Origin of the sequence: Geobacillus sp. FSL W8-0026 (assembly GCF_037966255.1) — a bacterium.
GTDB classification, from domain to species: Bacteria; Bacillota; Bacilli; order Bacillales; family Anoxybacillaceae; genus Geobacillus; species Geobacillus icigianus.
This window is the reverse complement of the sequence record NZ_CP150194.1, coordinates 1,779,325-1,795,371: the sequence shown is the minus strand read 5'-3', so window position 1 is coordinate 1,795,371 and position 16,047 is coordinate 1,779,325. Positions and strand designations below refer to the sequence as shown.

Sequence of the window (16,047 nt, the reverse complement as noted above, 5' to 3'; positions counted from 1 at the left end):
GAAACGGCCATGAACGCCAAACCCTTTTCCTTGTTAGATCGTCTCCTTCCCGCGCACGCCGTTGATCGAATAGCTCGCCGTAATGGCGGCGTGTAACGAATGGGAGACGGAACAATATTTTTCTTTCGACAGCCGGATGGCGCGGACGACTTTTTCTTCCGGCAAATCGCCTTCAAGGGCGTAATGGATATGAATCTCTGTAAACCGCTTCGGGTGGTCTTCAGCCCGCGTTCCTTCCACTTCCATCGAAAACGCCCGGACCTCTAGGCGCATTTTGCGCAAGATCAGGATGATATCAATGCCGGTGCAGCCGGCCAAGGCGTGAAGCAACAGCTCCATCGGCCGCGCGCCCGAATCGTTGCCGCCGACATCCTTCGCGGCATCCATCGGGATCGTCACCCCGGAGGCGCTTTGGCCGCTGAATGACATGTTTCCGTTCCATACAACCGTCGTTTTCATCAAGGTCGCTCCTTTCTCATCTGCCCGGAGTCGGACGAACTTGCCGACAGCCCGTTTCTTCTTTTCAGTTTAGCGGCTATGTCCTTGAAATGCAAAATTCCTGTCTACCGTTTTTGGCCGCACATGATAAAATAGAAACATGCACAAACTTGTTGAGTAAAGGGTGTTGGGCTTCATGACTGCACTGATTTTGCTTCTCGCTTATCTTCTTGGCTCGATCCCGTTTGGCCTTCTTGTCGGGAAAATTGGCTACGGAATCGACATCCGCGAACATGGAAGCGGCAATCTAGGGGGGACGAACACGTTCCGCGTGCTTGGGGCGAAAGCGGGAACGATCGTCATTGTCGGTGACATGCTAAAAGGAACGTTGGCGGCGAGCTTGCCGATGTTTTTTTCCGTCCCTGTTCATCCGCTGTTAGCCGGGGCGGTCGCTGTCGTCGGCCATATGTATCCGGTGTTCGCCAAGTTCCGCGGCGGCAAGGCGGTGGCGACCTCGGGCGGGGTGATGCTGTTTTATTCCCCGTTGTTCTTTTTGTCGCTCATCGCCGTGTTTCTTGTTGTCTTGGCGATTTCGCGCTACGTCTCGCTGTCATCGATGGCCGCTGCGCTGTATGCGGTCGTGTATACGGTCTTTTTCACAGACGATATTCCGTTGACGGTGGCGGTGTTGTTGCTCGCCTCGTTTATCTTCTATCGCCATCGCGCCAACATTCAACGCATTTTGAACAACACCGAGCCGAAGATCAAATGGCCAAAAAAAGGCGCATGACGGAAATCAAGAAAGGAGTTTGGCTGCATTGAAGTTGCCGGAAGCGTTTGCCGCAAAAATGAGAACGCTGCTTCAACAAGAAGCCGACGCGTTCTTGGCTATCTATGAACGCGAGGAGAAAACGAACGGCTTGCGCGTCAACCCGTTGAAAATCGACCCGGACGCCCGGGCAAAAGCGGTGCCCTTTTCCCTTTCCCCGGTGCCGTTTTGCCCGACCGGGTTTTATTATGACCCGAATGAACAACCGGGAAAACATCCATACCACGCGGCCGGCCTGTACTACATCCAAGAGCCGAGCGCCATGGCGGTCGCCGAAACGCTCCGCCCTGCCCCGGGGGAGAGGGTGCTCGACTTGTGCGCCGCCCCCGGTGGGAAAACGACCCAGCTTGGCGCCATGATGGAAAACAAGGGACTGCTTGTCGCCAATGACATTCATTCGAAGCGGGTCAAAGCGCTGGCCGAAAACATCGAACGGCTTGGCTTGACCAATACCGTGGTCGTCAATGAAGCGCCGGAAACGCTCGCCGAGCGGTTCCCTGGCTTTTTTGACAAAATTTTAGTCGATGCCCCGTGCTCGGGTGAAGGAATGTTTCGCAAAGAGGAAGAGGCGGCTTCGTTTTGGAGCCAAGCGCACGTAGAAGAATGCGCGGCCCGGCAGCGCCGCATTTTGCAAAGCGCTTATGCGATGCTGAAAGAGGGCGGCATTCTCGTTTACTCGACGTGCACGTTCTCCCCCGAAGAAAACGAACAAACGATTGAATGGCTGCTTGAGACGTACGAAGATTTGCGGTTGTTGCCGATTGCGAAAATCGGCGGCATCGAGCCGGGGCGGCCGGAGTGGACGAAAACGAAGCGATCCGATCTCGCGCACACCGCCCGCCTTTGGCCGCACCGCGTCAAAGGGGAAGGGCACTTTATCGCCAAGCTGCAAAAGCAGCGGCCCACCCCATCGTGGCGGGGGCGGTGGGCGAAATCGAACGCGCCAAAAACGGTTCTTCGCCTGTATCGCCAGTTTGAACAAGAAGCGTTGCGAACAGAACGAAGCGGCGTGTTCGTATCCTTTGGAACCCATGTGTCCGTTTTGCCCGATCCTTGCCCTGATTTATCCGGCTTAAAAGTCGTTCGCGTCGGCCTCCATCTTGGCGAGGCGAAAAAGGAACGGTTTGAGCCGAACCATGCCCTCGCCTTGGCGCTTCGGGCGGAAGAAGCACGACATGTGCTGGATCTGGCAAGCACAAGCGAGGAAATCGTCCGCTATTGGCGCGGGGAGACGCTGTCCACCGGCGGCGACCGCGGTTGGCTGCTCGTGACCGTGGATGGATTTCCATTCGCCTGGGGGAAAGAAGTGAAAGGAACGGTGAAAAACTTTTATCCGAAAGGCCTGCGCTTGGGGTAGGCGCCCAAAAATGAAGAACGCGTTTGAAAAGCCGCCGCTCTCCTTGGAGGCTGGTGATTTCATCGTTTGATGTTGCATCGGTTCTGTTATATAGGCAAAAACACGGCAGCGAACCAAGGGTCTCACCGCTCGGGAGACCCTTCGTTTCCGTTTTTGGACGACTTGGTTGGGATCGTCAACGTAAACACAATTTTGTCAGCGGCCAAATCGATGTTTTTCACCGCCACTTGATAGCCGTTGCCAAAGCGAATGTCATTGAGCGCCACATAGACGCGCGCCTTCTCCGGGTCAATGGCGACTTCGTCAGGGAGCGGGGCGTGCTTTTGCAAGTAGCTAAGCACGTATGTCACCGGCAGCTTCCAGTCGCCAAGCAAAATGACCGGCTCGGTCAGCTCGACATTCCCCCCTTGCACCACTTTCGGCACAAACGAGACGACCAATTCCACGCGGCGGCCAAGAATGGGGATGTCGCTCGAAACATAGACGCGGTCGGCTAGCCAAACATGATATGACAGCGGGTGATCTTTCGTTTTTTTCGTCAAATAATCGTGAATGACCGCGTTCAAATGCGCTTTTTTGGCGTATACCGTAAACGTAGCTCCCTCGGCGCTCGGACGCGCCGGCCGCTTCACCGCTGGCGATGGCTGAAACAGCCAAACAGCGGCCAGCATGATGACCGCTGCGTTCACGGCAGCCAAGATCCAAAACGCTCGTTTCCAATTCATCATCGATGCTCCTTACTCTAGAAAGCTGGTGGAAAACCGCCGTTTCCCTTGATCAACGAGGGAACGTGTGAAAAGCAGTCGCGAGGCGACAAAGCTTTTTGAGAAATGATGCCGGGAAGCGACATACTTCCTGAAATCACCGCCCCTCTAGACGGTTGTTCCTGTCCAACCACCAATCTTTTCGTTCACGCAAGGCTTGATGCACCCTGCGGGCGATTTGCTCGTATCCGGCTGCGTTCGGATGAAATTCATCGCGGTAAAGCAAATCGTCGCGGCCGGCAAAAATGTCCTGAATCTCCACAAAGACCGTTCGCGGATAGCCCGACAGCACCGCCTGGCTGGTGCGATTCCACTCCGCGATGACATCATTGATTTCCGGAACGTTCGGCAGCGTGCTTGAAAACGGATTGTATAGGCCGACAAGCACAATGACCGCGTCCGGATTGAGCGTGCGCAGCGAACGGATCAGACGGTCGAGCCGCGCGGCAAACGTTTCGCTTGCTTGGGCAAACCGCTCGCGCGACAGATCAAAAAAGTGCGAGCGGACAACGTTCATGACATCGTTGCCGCCAATCGTCAACCAAATCAAATTCGCCCGTTCCAATTCTTTATGATGGGCGTCAATGACCGGCGCCAATTCGCTGACACGCCGGCCGCGTTTGCCGAAATTCGCCACCGTCACTGTCCGCACGCCATCCTCCGCGGAAAGCAGCGGCACGAGACGGCCGACATATCCACCTTTTCGCTCTTGATCCCCGACCCCTTCGGTCAGTGAATCGCCGAAAGCGACAACGTAAAGATCCTTTGGCGGCGGCTTGGACTCCCGCTGCTGCTTGGCGGCCGCCTCTTCTGGACGCTTCAAGCTCCCGTTGGCCGGAAAAGCGACGCAGCCAGCGAGCAGCACCATCAGCGCCATCAGCCATCCCCATCGTTTCATGTTTGACACCTGCCTTTTGCCGCAAACAGGGGATCGGCGCCAAGAACGCCAAACGGCCGCGCCGTTTTGGCGTTATCGCGACGATTGCACGATCTCAATATGCTCTAAAATGGTGTCGTACGGCACATCCTGCACCCCGTTGTACGTTTGGACCACCTTGCCGTCCGGACCGACTAGATAAAAGCTCGTGCCATGGACGACTTGATCGTCATTGGCTGGCTTTTGCACGATCGTTTTAAAGCTTTTTTGCGCCAGCTCGCTAATTTCAGCCGGGCTGTATCCAGTCAGCAAATGCCAGTTTGATAGATCATCGGTAAACTGTTTCGCATAAGCGGCCAGTTTTTCCGGCGTATCCACTTCCGGGTCGACGCTGAACGAGACAAACTCCACATCCAGCCCCTTCTCTTTTGCCATTTTCTTTAATTTCGCCATATGAGCCGTCATCGGCGGACAAACTGTTTCGCAGTTCGTAAAAATAAAATCGGCCACCCATACTTTTCCCTTCAAATCGCGCAGCCCAAATGGCTGACCGGACTGATCGACAAACGTAAAGTCGGCGACGGGCCAGTTTTTCGCATCGGGAATCGTTTTGCCGCACGAAGCAAGCAAGCAAACGGCAGCGATCATGATCATCCGTTTCCACATCAATGATCCGTTCCTTTCCATCGTTGAATCACTTCATCGGGCTCTCTTCAAGCACGGTCTTCGTCCCGCTTTTCATTATATAACGAAACGAGTTAAAATCCCACCAAAAAAAAGTTGTTTTGCCGCGGGGCAAAACAACTACGCATTGTGCTTGAGCACCGTTTCTTGAAAGATCTGTTCATACACAGGCCATTTCAACACTTTTTTCAAATGCTCGCGAAATGAGTAAACGGAACGGTTCGTTCTCGACCGGTACACGTTTGCAATAAACGCCTCTAAACGCAGCTGAATCATAAATCGGTACGTGTTCTCTTCCTCCAATACAGGAATTTCGATAACCTTCACTTTCTGTCCATACGCGTTTTGAAACTCGAGGCTTTTGAACAGCAAAATATCAATCCTCTTTTTCACCGATTTATTTATATTATACACCAATCTGGTGAAAAAGTATGTCGGAATGAGTGAATGGATTTCGACTTTTTTCGTCAAATCAACAGATGGAACAAGTTCGGATCTTTGTTGACTTCTTGGAACGGGAAGCCTTTTTTCTTCATCCGCTCGATGAGCGGGGCGTAGTCCTCGCGCCGTTTCAACTCGATGCCGACGAGCGCCGGGCCGCTTTCTTTGTTGTTTTTCTTCGTGTATTCAAACCGGGTGATGTCATCGGTCGGCCCGAGCACCTCATCCAAAAACTCGCGCAGCGCCCCGGCCCGCTGCGGGAAGTTGACGATGAAATAGTGCTGCAGCCCTTCGTAAATCATCGAGCGCTCTTTAATTTCCTGCATCCGGTCGATGTCGTTGTTGCCGCCGCTGACGACGCAGACGACCGTTTTGCCGCGGATTTGTTCCTTGTAAAAATCAAGCGCGGCGATCGGCAACGCCCCCGCCGGTTCGGCGACAATGGCGTTTTCGTTGTACAACTCCAAAATCGTCGTGCACACTTTCCCTTCCGGAACGACGACGATGTCATCCAGCACCCCACAGCATAACGCAAACGTCTTGTCCCCGACCGTTTTGACCGCGGCTCCGTCCACGAACTTGTCGATTTCCGCAAGCGTCACGACATGGCCGCGCTCGAGCGCCGCTTTCATCGACGGGGCGCCGGCCGGTTCGACGCCGATGACTTTGGTGGACGGAGAAATGCTTTTCACGTACGTTCCCAGCCCGGCCATCAGCCCCCCGCCGCCGATGCTGGCGAACAAAAAGTCGATCGGTTCGTCGCAATCGTTCAGCACCTCGACACCAATCGTCCCTTGTCCGGCGATAACGTATTCGTCATCAAACGGGTGGATAAACGCACGCCCTTCCGCTTCCGCGCATTTCACCGCCTCGTTGTATGAGTCGTCAAACGTGTCGCCGACAAGGACGATCTCGACCATGTCTTTGCCGAACAGCTGCACTTGTGACACCTTTTGCCGCGGCGTCGTCGCCGGCATATAAATTTTCCCGTGCACGCCGAGCGCCCGGCACGAGTAAGCCACGCCTTGGGCATGGTTGCCGGCGCTGGCGCATACAATTCCGTTGCGCCGCTCCTCATCGGTTAAATGCTTCATCCGGTTGTACGCGCCCCGCAGCTTAAACGAGCGGACGACTTGCAAATCTTCACGCTTCAAATAAACGTTGCACCCGTAACGTTCGGACAAGAGTGGGTTTTTTTGCAGCGGCGTATGGAAAACGACATCTTTGAGCGTGTGGTACGCGATCAAAATGTCCTCGACGTATACCGCTCCTTGCTTTCGTTTCAGTTGCTGTTCCATGCTCTCGTTCCCTTTCTTTTCTAAGTTGTCTTTGATTTGTAGATTATATCACAAATTCGCAAAAAGAAAAGGGAATTTTCGAAAAGTTTTTGTGCCGGGGCGAGCGAATGCCTCATCCGTGCGGTCCCGCCTCGGTAGGTGGTTGGCGCGAAACAACGGCACGTCTTCCAAAGAAAACAGTTGTTCGCCGGCCGCCAAACAAAAAAAGACCGGCGCTACCGCCGATCTTGATCTCGATCTTGATCAAATTCTTCCTCTTCAGCCAACTCCATCGCCCATCTTCCTTCATCATACCACCGGTGCGCCTCCTCCCGTCCCGCTTCTTCAAGCACGTGGTTTTCCATATACAGATGGAAAAACGCTTCGACCGCCCCGATGGCCAAGGCGCTGAAAAACGCGCCGTACGCCATGTTGACGGACGGGGCAATGAGGGCCACACTGGCCGGCCAAATAAGCAAAAAGGAAAGCGGCACGTCAACAGCGGCGGCGACAAAATGGCCGAAGCGCGGCAACACGAACAAATCGCCGATGACGTAGGAAACGAGCGCCGTGATGATCGTCATGACTGAAATCAACGAGAGCGGAGCATTAAAAATCGTAAATATCGAAAACAAGACGACGCTCCAAGCGGCCAACTTGACGACAAACGGAACGATATGCTTCATCGTCTTCCTCCATTTCCAAGCATCGTTCGTATACCGTTATCGTGTCTTTTTTGCCCCGCTTCTATGCAAACAGGGCGCCTTGCCGTTTGGCAACAAGCGCCCTGTTTTTCCGCTCATTCCGCTTTTTTCCGCTCATAAATGAGAAAGGCGTGCTCATATGGATTTTTTTCGTCTTTGATTCCCGGCGTACAGGAGACGACTTGCCACTCTTGTTCAGGGATGGGCGGATAAAACGCATCGCCGGGAAAGGAGGCGAAAATGTTCGTGACATACAGCCGGTCGGCCATCGGCATTGTCGCCCGAAACAATTCGGCCCCACCGATGATAAACACTTCATCGCGGCGCGCCGCGATCCATTGCTTGACCTCTTCGAGCGAATGAAGCACAACGCAACCGTCCGGGCGAAACTGCGGGTTGCGCGTGACGACGATGTTTTCCCGGCCGGGAAGCGGGCGGCCGATCGCTTCAAACGTTTTGCGCCCCATCACGATGGCATGCCCCATCGTTACCCGTTTGAAATACGCTAAATCGGCCGGCAAATGCCACGGCAGCCGGTTGTCTTTGCCGATCACCCGGTTTTCGGCCATCGCGACAATGTGCGAGATCATCGCTTTCGCTCCTTTACACCGCCACCGGCGCTGGTATCGCCGGATGCGGGTCATAGCCGACAATTTCGAAATCGTCGTATTCGTAATCGAAAATGGACGGCGGCTTCCGTTTAATGACGAGTTTCGGGAGCGGGCGCGGCTCGCGCGTCAGCTGCAATTTCGCTTGCTCAAGATGATTTTTATACAAATGGACGTCGCCGCCGGTGAAAATGAGTTCACCGACATCAAGTCCGCACTGCTCGGCGATCATGTGCGTCAACAGCGCGTAGCTGGCGATGTTAAACGGCAAGCCTAAAAACGTATCGACGGAACGTTGCTGCCACATGCACGACAGCCGGCCGCCCGCCACATAAAACTGAAACGCATAATGGCACGGCGGCAACTTCATGTTATCCAGCTCTCCAACGTTCCAAGCGCTCACGAGCAGCCGGCGCGAGTTCGGATTTCGCTTGATCTCCTCAACGACCCAAGCGATCTGGTCGATCGTTTTCCCGTCCGCTCCTTTCCACGACCGCCATTGCGCGCCGTAAATGGGACCGAGGTCGCCGTTTTCATCCGCCCACTCGTCCCAAATCGTCACGCCGTTTTCCTGCAAATAGCGGACATTCGTGTCGCCTTTTAAAAACCAGAGCAGTTCATAAATGATCGAGCGGATATGCAACTTTTTCGTCGTCACGAGCGGGAATCCGTCCTGCAAGTTAAAGCGCAGCTGGCGGCCGAACACCGACAGCGTGCCGACGCCGGTCCGGTCCTCTTTTTCGACGCCGTTTTCCAAAATATCTTCCAACAGCTGCAAGTATTGCCGCAATGTCCTCACCTCACGCTTTATCATACCATAAGGACGGCAGCAAGCAACGATTTTTCGCGCAAAACACCGCGGCGAAAACACGGGCTTGCTCTATCGGCCGCATGACCGGTTGCGCCGATCTTTTGCAAGCGGGCGACGTGTTGGTCTAGCCCCGCTCCGCCAGCCGACGGATGAATGCATACGTGTTCGGGGCCAACGCCCGCAGCTTGTCCCGCGTTTCATCGCTGGCGTAGTAATAGGCGAACGATTCAGCGAAATACTCCTCGGGATACGTTAAAAAATAAGACTCGCCCGGAAACAGCCGCGGCGCCTCCTCCCGCCAAATCGCTTGAAAGGCGCTTGAACGGTGAATGCCGTCAAAAACGATGGAATCAAGCGAATGGGCAAACTCATGCAGCTCCAAATTGACCGAGCCGTGCCCTTTTCCTTTCTCGCTATGGCCGAGGCGGACGAGCACTAACTGCGATCCGCCGAGCCCCGGCACCTCATCCCATGTTTTGGATCCCGGCGCATAGCCGCGCGGCGTCTTCCCGCGCAAGTGACGAGCGGTCGGCTCATTCGTGATCGGGCCCGTCACCAGCTGGATGTAAATATGATGAGCAGCCGCCTGCTCCAAAATGGCGCGATCAATGCGGGCAAGCGTGCGAATCGTCTTGGTGGCTTGAGCGGCAGAAAAGTCCGCTTCCGGCACGATGACGATGCGGCCAAGCAGATCGTGCGACGGAATCGTTCGCACCTTCAAGCCGCTTTCGTTGAGCAGCACGCCATGTGCGGCCGGGTACGGTGAGAGCGACAGAAGCGGAACGGCAAACAGCGCCACTAGCAAGCTCATAAGCAGCCGTTTCATCATGGTTTCCCCCGCTTCTTTTTCTTTCAATCTATGAAAATCATAACATAGAACGAAGCGGGGAAAAACGCGCAAAATTAGGAAAGAACCGCGAACCGCTTAGGTGCGCCAGTTCGGCGGCGTATTTTTGGACCAGTAAATTTTCCCAAGCTCATAGTGGGCTTGAAAGCCGTCCTCACAAGTGTGATAGTGGAACTGAAACCAATAGCCGTCTTGCGGCGGATGCTCGCGGCGGACGTGAAAGCGGAGCAGATCTTCCCCCGTATCGGACCGATACAAATGAAAGATGCGTTCCCCTTGCCCGCCGGACGGATTTTCTGAAACCGCCAAATAGCGGAGTTCGTCTTCCGGATAACGCTCGGCAAGCTCAGCGATCACCGTTTCGATGCGCGGCAAAATGACGGTGCGAAACTCATCTTCAATAACCGGAGCGATTTTGCGACCGAATTTTTCATGCGACTGGGTAGCGGCCTTTTCGATCGTCTGCTCAATGAATTGGGCGCGCGTCAAGGAGCCGGCTTCATCGGCACGACCGACTGGATTGTGTTGCCAATCAGGAGACGAGGCATCGTCTGACGGCGGCTCTTTGGCAGCCAGCAATGAGGCGGGCGGCGTGACAAGTCCAAACGTGGAAACGGTAATGGCGGCAACAAGCGCTTTTCGCAGCCAAGTCGGCAGTTTCATCGCCTTCACCTCCCGTTACCGCCGCCTAGCGGCTGAAGACGCGAACAAGCCGGTCGCGCTTAATTTCGCCACCGCCCGGCGCAACACTTCTTCCGGCTGGACGAGAGCGATGCGCACGTACCCTTCACCGCTCGGCCCAAACGCATGCCCAGGCGTCACCACGACGCCGGCGCGGTCAATCAGTTCGTTCGTAAACGACAGCGATGTAAACCCGTCCGGAATTTTTGCCCACACGAACATGCCGGCTTGTGGACGGTCCACGTGCCAACCGATTTCGGCCAGCCCGGAAACGAGGGCGTCGCGGCGCGCTTGGTAGATGGCGCGAGTTTGGGCGCAAAAAGGAGCGCCGTCACGAAGCGCTTCGGCAGCCGCCTTTTGAATCGGCCAAAAAATGCCGTAATCCAAATTTGATTTGAATTCAGCGAAGGCGCGGATCACCTCGGCATTGCCGCATACGTAGCCGACACGGCAGCCGGCCATATGGTAGCTTTTTGACAACGAATTGATCTCCACACCAACGTCCTTTGCGCCTGGAACAGAAAGAAAACTCACCGGCTTGTTTCCGTCATAATACAGCTCGCCGTAGGCAAAATCGGAGACGACAAGCACGTTGTAGCGTTTCGCAAACTCAACTACTTCGCGGTAAAACGATTCCGTCGCCATCGCGGGCACCGGGTTGCCGGGAAAGTTCAAAAACATGATTACCGCCCGTTTGGCGATCTCTTCCGGAATGGCTCCCAAGTCGGGCAAAAATCCGTTTTCCTCCTTAAGCGGCAGAAAATACGGCTCCGCCTCCGCCATGGCCACTCCCGCGGCGTACGCTGGATACCCGGGATCCGGCAGCAAAATCACATCGCCCGGGTCGGCGAACACGATCGGCAAATGCACAAGTCCATCCTGCGACCCGATGACGTACGTCACTTCCGTTTCCGGATCGAGCGTGACGCCGTGCGAAGTCCGGTAATATTCCGCGACCGCTTCATGAAACTCGCGAATGCCTTTTAATGTATAGCCATACGCGTTTGGTTCATGAGCGTAGCGAGCGAGCGCCTCGCGCACAAACGGCGCCGGCGGCAAATCCGGGCTGCCGACGCTTAAATCGATCCATTCGTCGTGAAGATGATGCCGCTGTTTTCGATACGCCGCAAGCTCGGCAAACACAGACGCCGAAAACGCGGCCATTCGCTTCGCTTTTTTCATCGCCATTCCTCTCCCCTTGCCAAGACAAAAACCGCTTTTCCTTTTTGCTTTCGTTGGTATATACTATGGTTATATGAATAGTGTACCATATGTTCAAGGGGAAAATATAGACAGAAAGGCGGGAAAATGGGGTATGAATACGATCTTTTTTGCGGCCAGCCTCATTACGTTGTTGTATTTCATTTACAGCTGCATCGCCAATGCCTAACAGGGGCAAAGAAAAAGAGGGTGTCCCCCATGGACCGGGACGCCCTCTTTTTCGCTATATATACGTACTGACTGCTTCTGCCACACGATATGTTGTGCCTGTCTGGAAGGAAGGCGACCTTTTGGGTCAGCTCCTTTTTTAGTCCACTTTCGTTTTTTTGCGGGCGGAGTCAAGCTCATAAGCGCCTGTTTCCGCTTGTGTCGTCCCTTGTCCTCTGACGTCCGGGGCGCTGATGCCCGTTTTCGAACGATCTTTTTTCCGCTTCGGCACGCCGATCACCTCCGTCTTTATCGTTCCCGGCGGCGCGCCTCCGTATGCGAAAGCGAAGAAGGACGGCGCGCCTGTTCGGGAGCGGATGCCGGCGCACCCAACCGCCCGCGAGGCGGCCCCGGCGGCAAAGAGGCGGACGCATCGGCCATTAGCGGCAATGCGTTTGAAAAGCGGAGACAATATTGGCCATGACCTCTTCTAACGAATGAAATTCAATCTCTTCACGGGGAATGAAATGAACGACTTCTTTTCCTTTTAAGAGCGCCATCGACGGCGAGGACGGCGGATAGCCGACAAAGTACTCGCGCATTTTCGCCGTCGCCTCTTTATCTTGACCGGCGAACACCGTCACCAAATGATCCGGCTTTTTCTCGCTTTGCAGCACCGCTTGCGTCGCCGCCGGACGCGCCAATCCAGCCGCACAGCCGCACACCGAGTTGACAAAAACAAACGTCGTTCCTTCCACTTGTTCCATAAACTGCTCGACTTCCTCGCTCGTGCGCAGTTCGCGGAAGCCGGCGCGGACGAGCTCGTCGCGCATCGGTTGCACGAGCTGGCGCATATAGTCTTCGTACGCCATCGACATGACCATCATCCCTCCATCTCATCGTGATCGCGTCATCAGCATACTACATTTCAAGCAAGAAAAGCAACGAAGACGGCGGCCGGCCCGGACAAAACCAGCGATGCCGGAAAGCGGCATGCTTCCCCACAGCACCGGCCTCTTCAGTCAACCTCTTTTTCCGCCTCTGTTTCTTTTTTCCGGCTTTCGGTCATTTGTTTCCAAACCGACCCTTTCGCCGCTTCACCGCCTTCGATCCGTTCAATGGCCATTTTCACTTGCAAGCTCACTTCAAACTCCGGATCGTTTTCCGCCGCTTTTAACGCCGCGAGCGCCGATTCGTCGCCGACCTCGTACAAAAACATGGCCGCGCGCCAACGGACGAGCTTGCTTTCGTCCTTTAGCGCTTCGATCATGGCCGGAATGGCCTCCGGATCGCCGATGTCGGACAAACAGTCGCCGGCGGTGCGGCGGACCGCAACGGCCGGATCGTTTAACGCTTCGTACAAATACGGAAGCACCTTTTTGCCGCCGATCATGCCAAGATACGCGGTCGCCAAACGGCGGATGGCCATTTTTTCATCCTTAAGCGCCTTCGCCAACACCGGGATATCGTCCTCGGTCGGCTCAGCCATCTGTTCGAGCGCGGCATACCGTTTGCGCCAGTCCGGGTCATCAAGCATCTCGCTCGTCACTTTGAGGCTTGGCCGCTTTTGCGCCGTTTTTTCCTGCTCGCCGCGGCGGAACATGTTGACGATCCGCTCGAGCCGCTCGGGCGGATAGGCGGCCGACAGCTCATCGACGATTTCGCGGCCGATTTCCTCAAACGTGCCGTAGCGCACTCCTTTTTCGACCCATTTTCGCTCAAGCACGACATTTCCCGCGTATTTTTGCGCCTCAATGACCGCGTCCATAAACGGTTTCGGCAGCCCGACGCGATGCTCGCGCTCCCCGTCGACAAGCTTGACTTGCATCGGCAAGCCGTACAACATTTGCACGAACACTTTCACTTCGCCGAAATGTTCGTTTCCTTTCGGCTTGGCCGCGGCGCCGTCATCCGCTTCCTCGCCGAACACTTTGCGCACGTTCGCCAAAATGTCGCGCCAGTCGTATTTCGGATGGCGTTCAATCGCCAAAAAGTCGGCGACATGGTAGATGCTTTTCACCCCGTCAATGCGCAGCAATGCTTGAATAAGCGGCGGCGCTTCGCTGATGTTGTCCGATTTATAGTTATGGCGCATGCCGGGTGGCAACTCTTCGTCAAGCAAAATTTTCATCGTGTTCGGGCTTGGCGTCGGTTCAATCGCTTGAATGCGCAAACGTCACCCCTCCTTGTTTGACAGCAGCTTTTCAATTTCCTTTCTCAACTCGTGCGGCTTCGTTTGCGGGGCGAAACGAGCGACAACCTGGCCGTTACGGTCGACCAAAAACTTCGTAAAGTTCCATTTGATCGCCTTTGTTCCTAATGCCCCCGGCGCTTGCTCTTTCAAATAGTGAAACAGCGGGTGGGCGTGATCGCCATTTACATCGACTTTCGCAAACAACGGGAACGTCACGCCGTAATTGAGCTGGCAAAATTGCTCAATTTCCTCTTCCGTCCCCGGCTCTTGGCCGCCGAACTGGTTGCACGGAAAGCCGAGCACCACAAACCCGCGATCGCGATAGTCGTCATATAGCTCTTGCAGTTCTTTATACTGCGGCGTAAAACCGCAACGGCTCGCCGTGTTGACAATCAACAGCACCTTGCCTTGATAGACGGAAAGCGGTTGTTCCTCACCACGAATCGTTTTGGCGCTAAATTGATATACACTCATGATTTTTCACCTCATCCTCATCATAACGGATTTTATCGTTTCATTCCACTTTTTGCATCGCTGCTAGTCAATGAACGATTGCAGCTGCTCGAGCGACGAAATCATATACGGCACCATCGCCGGCAAATCGGCCGCATTTTCTTCATAAATGAGGCGGGCAAACTCAACCGCGACTTCATTTTCATACGGACCGCGTTCATGCGGAAATGGGAAGCGGAGCGTTTGTCGGATGATTCGCTCCCGTCCCCAAATCGTCCGCAACGTTCCTTCAATGAACGGACAAACGGACAAACGGCGAACCGGCAGGGCAAACAAAAGAGCGAGTCGGCAGCCGGCTTGGCCGCGATAGAGCCGCTCGTTGGCCAGCTCAGCAAAATCGAGCGAAAGCCGCGCAGTGCAGACGACGAACGGATCCGGCGCATCATTGAGCCGAAATGAAATGGCGTACTCCCGCAACAAACGAGCCAAATCGACAAGATCGCGGCGGTCGACGACGGCGATACGCCCTTGCAAGTCCGCGTCGTACACGGCCCCTTCCAGCACTGTTTTTAAATTGTCAAACGCCGTCGGATCCAATTGCCATCCCTCCTTTTGATTCGCAAGCGGTTTCAGAGCAAAAAAGCCATTGAAGAATGTTGACAAAGTTTTTATAATTAAGATATTTAATAGCGAGACCGAAACGGAGGGGACACCATTGCCAATCAACATTCCAAAGGATTTGCCGGCCAAGGAAATACTCGAACAGGAAAACATTTTCGTCATGGACGAAGAACGGGCTTACTCACAAGACATCCGCCCGCTTAACATCGTCATTTTAAACTTGATGCCGGAAAAAGAAAAAGCGGAGACGCAGCTGCTGCGGCTGCTCGGCAACTCGCCGCTGCAAGTGAACATCACCTTCTTGCGCCCGGCGACCCATGAACCGAAAACGACAAGCAAACATCATTTGGATCAATTTTATACCATTTTTCCGCAAATCCGCCATCGGAAATTTGACGGGATGATCATCACCGGAGCGCCGGTCGAACAACTGCCGTTTGAAGAAGTGACGTATTGGGATGAATTGACGGACATTATGGAATGGACGAAAACGAACGTCACTTCAACGTTACATATTTGTTGGGGAGCGCAAGCCGGCTTGTATTACCATTACGGGATTCCGAAATATCCGCTGCCGGAAAAATGTTTCGGCGTGTTCAACCATACGGTGGAAGTGAAAAACGTTAAGCTGTTGCGCGGCTTCGACGATGTGTTTCGCATGCCGCATTCGCGCCATACGGATGTCAAGCGCGAAGACATCGAAAAGGTGCCAGAGCTGACGATTTTATCGATGGCTGAACGAGCAGGCGTTTGTCTCGTCGCCTCAAACGACGGCCGGCAAATTTTCTTGACCGGCCATCCGGAATATGACGCCACAACGCTGAAAGAAGAGTATGAACGGGACTTGGCGAAAGGGCTGCCCATCCAACCGCCGGAATCGTATTTTCCGAATGACGACCCGAGCCAGATGCCGCTCAATACATGGCGTTCGCACGCCAATTTGCTGTTGATCAACTGGCTGAACTATTACGTTTATCAAGAGACGCCTTACGAGTGGGAATAAGCGGCATGTCGGCGAAAAAGCGGCTCGTTTGGCCACCCGGACGATGCCGCGCTCGCCCGCGAAAAGAAAGAACATGTCGAAAAAACGCCT

General features: G+C 54.6%; 20 protein-coding genes. 3 read left to right on the top strand and 17 right to left on the bottom strand.

Annotated features, from left to right (window positions below; translation table 11 throughout):
- Positions 1–33: 33 nt before the first annotated feature.
- Positions 34–459 (bottom strand): OsmC family protein, encoded by a 426-nt coding sequence (locus NST29_RS08970; protein WP_033020800.1) that lies wholly within the window; start codon positions 457–459, stop codon positions 34–36.
- A gap of 175 nt (positions 460–634) precedes the next feature.
- Between NST29_RS08970 and plsY the strand changes: the two genes are divergently transcribed.
- On the top strand, positions 635–1,228 hold the full coding sequence (plsY, locus tag NST29_RS08965) for a glycerol-3-phosphate 1-O-acyltransferase PlsY (RefSeq protein ID WP_033020798.1): 594 nt from the start codon (positions 635–637) through the stop codon (positions 1,226–1,228).
- A gap of 28 nt (positions 1,229–1,256) precedes the next feature.
- On the top strand, positions 1,257–2,624 hold the full coding sequence (locus NST29_RS08960; RefSeq protein ID WP_033020797.1) for an RsmF rRNA methyltransferase first C-terminal domain-containing protein: 1,368 nt from the start codon (positions 1,257–1,259) through the stop codon (positions 2,622–2,624).
- 122 nt (positions 2,625–2,746) lie between these two features.
- Here NST29_RS08960 and NST29_RS08955 read toward each other — a convergent pair whose 3' ends face one another.
- The 16 genes from NST29_RS08955 to NST29_RS08880 form a co-directional block, all read right to left on the bottom strand.
- Positions 2,747–3,349, bottom strand: a complete 603-nt coding sequence (locus tag NST29_RS08955; RefSeq protein ID WP_033020796.1) for a YpmS family protein — start codon at positions 3,347–3,349, stop codon at positions 2,747–2,749.
- A 136-nt stretch (positions 3,350–3,485) separates the two neighbouring features.
- Positions 3,486–4,286, bottom strand: a complete 801-nt coding sequence (locus NST29_RS08950; RefSeq protein WP_033020795.1) for an SGNH/GDSL hydrolase family protein — start codon at positions 4,284–4,286, stop codon at positions 3,486–3,488.
- 72 nt (positions 4,287–4,358) lie between these two features.
- Positions 4,359–4,931 (bottom strand): SCO family protein, encoded by a 573-nt coding sequence (locus tag NST29_RS08945; RefSeq protein ID WP_033020794.1) that lies wholly within the window; start codon positions 4,929–4,931, stop codon positions 4,359–4,361.
- A 138-nt stretch (positions 4,932–5,069) separates the two neighbouring features.
- Positions 5,070–5,321 (bottom strand): YpmP family protein, encoded by a 252-nt coding sequence (locus NST29_RS08940; protein WP_033020845.1) that lies wholly within the window; start codon positions 5,319–5,321, stop codon positions 5,070–5,072.
- 95 nt (positions 5,322–5,416) lie between these two features.
- Positions 5,417–6,688 carry a threonine ammonia-lyase IlvA gene (gene ilvA / locus NST29_RS08935; protein ID WP_033020793.1) on the bottom strand — a complete coding sequence of 424 codons (1,272 nt, stop codon included), beginning with the start codon at positions 6,686–6,688 and terminating at the stop codon, positions 5,417–5,419.
- A 215-nt stretch (positions 6,689–6,903) separates the two neighbouring features.
- Positions 6,904–7,353: a YndM family protein gene (locus NST29_RS08930; RefSeq protein ID WP_033020791.1), complete on the bottom strand. Its 450-nt coding sequence runs from the start codon at positions 7,351–7,353 to the stop codon at positions 6,904–6,906.
- Positions 7,354–7,466: 113 nt separating this feature from the next.
- Entirely contained in the window at positions 7,467–7,961 is a 495-nt protein-coding gene (locus tag NST29_RS08925; protein ID WP_033843859.1) for a dihydrofolate reductase, read from the bottom strand.
- A gap of 13 nt (positions 7,962–7,974) precedes the next feature.
- Positions 7,975–8,769 (bottom strand): thymidylate synthase, encoded by a 795-nt coding sequence (gene thyA, locus NST29_RS08920; protein ID WP_033020788.1) that lies wholly within the window; start codon positions 8,767–8,769, stop codon positions 7,975–7,977.
- 145 nt (positions 8,770–8,914) lie between these two features.
- Positions 8,915–9,616, bottom strand: a complete 702-nt coding sequence (locus NST29_RS08915) for a toxin (RefSeq protein ID WP_033020844.1) — start codon at positions 9,614–9,616, stop codon at positions 8,915–8,917.
- A 99-nt stretch (positions 9,617–9,715) separates the two neighbouring features.
- Positions 9,716–10,300 (bottom strand): YpjP family protein, encoded by a 585-nt coding sequence (locus NST29_RS08910; RefSeq protein WP_033843857.1) that lies wholly within the window; start codon positions 10,298–10,300, stop codon positions 9,716–9,718.
- A 15-nt stretch (positions 10,301–10,315) separates the two neighbouring features.
- Positions 10,316–11,500: an LL-diaminopimelate aminotransferase gene (locus tag NST29_RS08905; protein ID WP_081897297.1), complete on the bottom strand. Its 1,185-nt coding sequence runs from the start codon at positions 11,498–11,500 to the stop codon at positions 10,316–10,318.
- 346 nt (positions 11,501–11,846) lie between these two features.
- The gene (locus NST29_RS08900) at positions 11,847–11,978 is read right to left on the bottom strand and encodes a YuzL family protein (protein ID WP_081897296.1); all 132 of its coding nucleotides are present in this window, start codon (positions 11,976–11,978) and stop codon (positions 11,847–11,849) included.
- Between the two features lie 148 nt (positions 11,979–12,126).
- Positions 12,127–12,564: a BrxA/BrxB family bacilliredoxin gene (locus NST29_RS08895; RefSeq protein ID WP_033843853.1), complete on the bottom strand. Its 438-nt coding sequence runs from the start codon at positions 12,562–12,564 to the stop codon at positions 12,127–12,129.
- A 140-nt stretch (positions 12,565–12,704) separates the two neighbouring features.
- Complete coding sequence (locus NST29_RS08890; protein WP_033843852.1) at positions 12,705–13,859, bottom strand: conserved virulence factor C family protein; 1,155 nt, start codon at positions 13,857–13,859, stop codon at positions 12,705–12,707.
- A 3-nt stretch (positions 13,860–13,862) separates the two neighbouring features.
- Positions 13,863–14,354: a glutathione peroxidase gene (locus NST29_RS08885; protein WP_033843851.1), complete on the bottom strand. Its 492-nt coding sequence runs from the start codon at positions 14,352–14,354 to the stop codon at positions 13,863–13,865.
- Between the two features lie 63 nt (positions 14,355–14,417).
- On the bottom strand, positions 14,418–14,930 hold the full coding sequence (locus NST29_RS08880) for a hypothetical protein (RefSeq protein WP_033843849.1): 513 nt from the start codon (positions 14,928–14,930) through the stop codon (positions 14,418–14,420).
- Between the two features lie 118 nt (positions 14,931–15,048).
- Here NST29_RS08880 and metA point away from each other — a divergent pair, with 118 nt between their 5' ends.
- Complete coding sequence (gene metA / locus NST29_RS08875) at positions 15,049–15,957, top strand: homoserine O-succinyltransferase (RefSeq protein WP_033843848.1); 909 nt, start codon at positions 15,049–15,051, stop codon at positions 15,955–15,957.
- The last annotated feature ends 90 nt before the right edge of the window (positions 15,958–16,047 follow it).

Excerpts from the sequence above, each read along its gene's own strand:
- NST29_RS08970 (WP_033020800.1), bottom strand. The coding sequence starts at position 459 with ATGAAAACGACGGTTGTATGGAACGGAAACATGTCATTCAGCGGCCAA.
- plsY (WP_033020798.1), top strand. The coding sequence starts at position 635 with ATGACTGCACTGATTTTGCTTCTCGCTTATCTTCTTGGCTCGATCCCG.
- NST29_RS08955 (WP_033020796.1), bottom strand. The coding sequence starts at position 3,349 with ATGAATTGGAAACGAGCGTTTTGGATCTTGGCTGCCGTGAACGCAGCG.
- NST29_RS08950 (WP_033020795.1), bottom strand. The coding sequence starts at position 4,286 with ATGAAACGATGGGGATGGCTGATGGCGCTGATGGTGCTGCTCGCTGGC.
- NST29_RS08945 (WP_033020794.1), bottom strand. The coding sequence starts at position 4,931 with ATGTGGAAACGGATGATCATGATCGCTGCCGTTTGCTTGCTTGCTTCG.
- ilvA (WP_033020793.1), bottom strand. The coding sequence starts at position 6,688 with ATGGAACAGCAACTGAAACGAAAGCAAGGAGCGGTATACGTCGAGGAC.
- NST29_RS08930 (WP_033020791.1), bottom strand. The coding sequence starts at position 7,353 with ATGAAGCATATCGTTCCGTTTGTCGTCAAGTTGGCCGCTTGGAGCGTC.
- NST29_RS08925 (WP_033843859.1), bottom strand. The coding sequence starts at position 7,961 with ATGATCTCGCACATTGTCGCGATGGCCGAAAACCGGGTGATCGGCAAA.
- NST29_RS08915 (WP_033020844.1), bottom strand. The coding sequence starts at position 9,616 with ATGAAACGGCTGCTTATGAGCTTGCTAGTGGCGCTGTTTGCCGTTCCG.
- NST29_RS08910 (WP_033843857.1), bottom strand. The coding sequence starts at position 10,300 with ATGAAACTGCCGACTTGGCTGCGAAAAGCGCTTGTTGCCGCCATTACC.
- NST29_RS08905 (WP_081897297.1), bottom strand. The coding sequence starts at position 11,500 with ATGAAAAAAGCGAAGCGAATGGCCGCGTTTTCGGCGTCTGTGTTTGCC.
- NST29_RS08895 (WP_033843853.1), bottom strand. The coding sequence starts at position 12,564 with ATGTCGATGGCGTACGAAGACTATATGCGCCAGCTCGTGCAACCGATG.
- NST29_RS08885 (WP_033843851.1), bottom strand. The coding sequence starts at position 14,354 with ATGAGTGTATATCAATTTAGCGCCAAAACGATTCGTGGTGAGGAACAA.